This is a genomic window from Synechococcus sp. BA-120 BA3, from assembly GCF_034931285.1.
In the GTDB taxonomy this organism is placed as follows: Bacteria; Cyanobacteriota; Cyanobacteriia; order PCC-6307; family Cyanobiaceae; genus Cyanobium.
This window is the reverse complement of the sequence record NZ_JAYGHZ010000159.1, coordinates 1-1,797: the sequence shown is the minus strand read 5'-3', so window position 1 is coordinate 1,797 and position 1,797 is coordinate 1. Positions and strand designations below refer to the sequence as shown.

General features: G+C 73.0%; 2 protein-coding genes. One reads left to right on the top strand and one right to left on the bottom strand.

Going from position 1 to position 1,797, the window contains the following annotated elements; genetic code table 11:
* Nucleotides 1-102 precede the first annotated feature (102 nt).
* Nucleotides 103-1,173 (bottom strand): Holliday junction branch migration DNA helicase RuvB, encoded by a 1,071-nt coding sequence (gene ruvB, locus VB737_RS06840; protein ID WP_500312179.1) that lies wholly within the window; start codon nucleotides 1,171-1,173, stop codon nucleotides 103-105.
* A 62-nt stretch (nucleotides 1,174-1,235) separates the two neighbouring features.
* On the opposite strand from ruvB, the gene smpB reads away from it, so the two are divergent.
* The gene (gene smpB, locus VB737_RS06835) at nucleotides 1,236-1,736 is read left to right on the top strand and encodes an SsrA-binding protein SmpB (protein WP_159817618.1); all 501 of its coding nucleotides are present in this window, start codon (nucleotides 1,236-1,238) and stop codon (nucleotides 1,734-1,736) included.
* The last annotated feature ends 61 nt before the right edge of the window (nucleotides 1,737-1,797 follow it).

Here is a 1,797-nt window from a genome sequence, read left to right as displayed (position 1 = left end):
GCTCGAACAGGTCCGGCAGCGACGCCGCCGCGCCCGCCGCCGGCCAGGCCAGCAGCCCCACCAGCAGCACCAGCAGGGCCAGCACCGCCGCTCCGCGCCGCCTCATGCCGCCACCGCGGAGGCACCATCGAGGTGGGCGCGGCCGGCGGGCGTGACGATCCGCCCCCGGGGGGTGCGCTGCAGGAAACCCAGCTGCAGCAGGTAGGGCTCCACCACCGCTTCGAGGGTGGCGGGATCCTCCCCAAGCCCCGCCGCCAGGGTTTCGAGCCCCACCGGCCCGCCGCCGTAGGCCTCCAGCATCAGGCGCAGCAGGCGCCGGTCGCTGGCATCGAGGCCGCGGCCGTCCACCCGGTGCAGGGACAGGGCCTCCTCCACCAGCGCCGCATCGATCCGGCCGTGGCCCCCCACCGCCGCCACGTCCCGCACCCGGCGCAGCAGCCGGTTGGCGATGCGGGGCGTGCCCCGGCAGCGGCGGGCCACCTCCTGGGCGGCGCAGGGCTGCAGGGCCAGCTGCAGCAGGCCGGCGGCCCGCACCACGATCGCCTCGAGGTCATCAAGGCCGTAGAACTCCAGCCGCTGGATCAGGCCGAAGCGGTCCCGCAGCGGCGAGCTCAGCGAACCGGCGCGGGTGGTGGCCCCCACCAGGGTGAAGGGGGCCACCTCCAGGCTGCGGGTGCGGGCCGTGGTGCCCTTGCCGACGGTGAGATCGAGGCGGAAGTCCTCCATGGCGGGGTAGAGGATCTCCTCGGCCACCCGGTTCAGCCGGTGGATCTCATCGATGAACAGCACCTCACGGGGCTGCAGGTTCACCAGCAGGCCGACGATGTCGCGGGGGCGCTCGAGGGCCGGGGCGCTGGTGATCCGGCAGCGCACCCCCAGCTCCTCGGCCAGCACCATGGCCATGGTGGTCTTGCCGAGGCCGGGGGGGCCGTAGAGCAGCACGTGGTCGAGGGCCTCCTGGCGGCGGCGGGTGGCCTCGACGGCGATGCGCAGCACCTGCTTCAGCTCGCTCTGGCCGATGTAGTCATCCAGCCGGCGGGGCCGCAGGCCGTCCTCCCGCACGGGGGGCTCCTCGACGGCGGCGGTCGGGTCCACGAGCCGCTCCGGGGCCGCCCCGGACCGTGGCCCCCGGGGAGCGGGTGCGGCCGTTCCTCCCGAAGAGATGATCGCCATGGTTGGAGGGTACCGGCTGCTGCCTAGGGTCGGGGAGCACCCAGGTGATCAGGAACGCGGCGATGGCGAAGGGGCCCGGCAGGAAGGGTGGTGGCGCCAAGGGCGCCGACCCGGCCAACCGGCTGCTGGCCGACAACCGCCTGGCCCGTCACCAGTACGAGATTCTCGAAACCCTCGAGACCGGTATCGAGCTGCTGGGCACCGAGGTGAAATCGATCCGGGCCGGCCAGGTGAACCTGCGCGACGGCTTCTGCCTGATCCGCAACGGCGAGATGCAGCTTCACAACGTTCACATCTCCCCCCACAGCCACGCCGGCAAGTTCTTCAACCACGAGCCGCTGCGGGTGCGCAAGCTGCTGGCCCACCGCCGCGAGATCGACAAGCTGCGTGTCGCCCTCGACCAGAAGGGCCTCACCCTGATCCCGCTGAACCTGCACCTCAAGGGCTCCTGGATCAAGATCACCATCGGCCTGGGCAAGGGCCGCAAGCTCCACGACAAGCGCGCGGACGAGAAGAACAAGCAGATCGCCAAGGAGACCCGGGCCGCCGTCGCCCGGCTATGAGCGCCCTCAGGGGTTGGTGGGCGGTGCGGGTGGCGCCGGTGGGGTCGCCGGGGCCGGGGGC

Excerpts from the sequence above, each read along its gene's own strand:
- ruvB (WP_500312179.1), bottom strand. The coding sequence starts at position 1,173 with ATGGCGATCATCTCTTCGGGAGGAACGGCCGCACCCGCTCCCCGGGGG.
- smpB (WP_159817618.1), top strand. The coding sequence starts at position 1,236 with ATGGCGAAGGGGCCCGGCAGGAAGGGTGGTGGCGCCAAGGGCGCCGAC.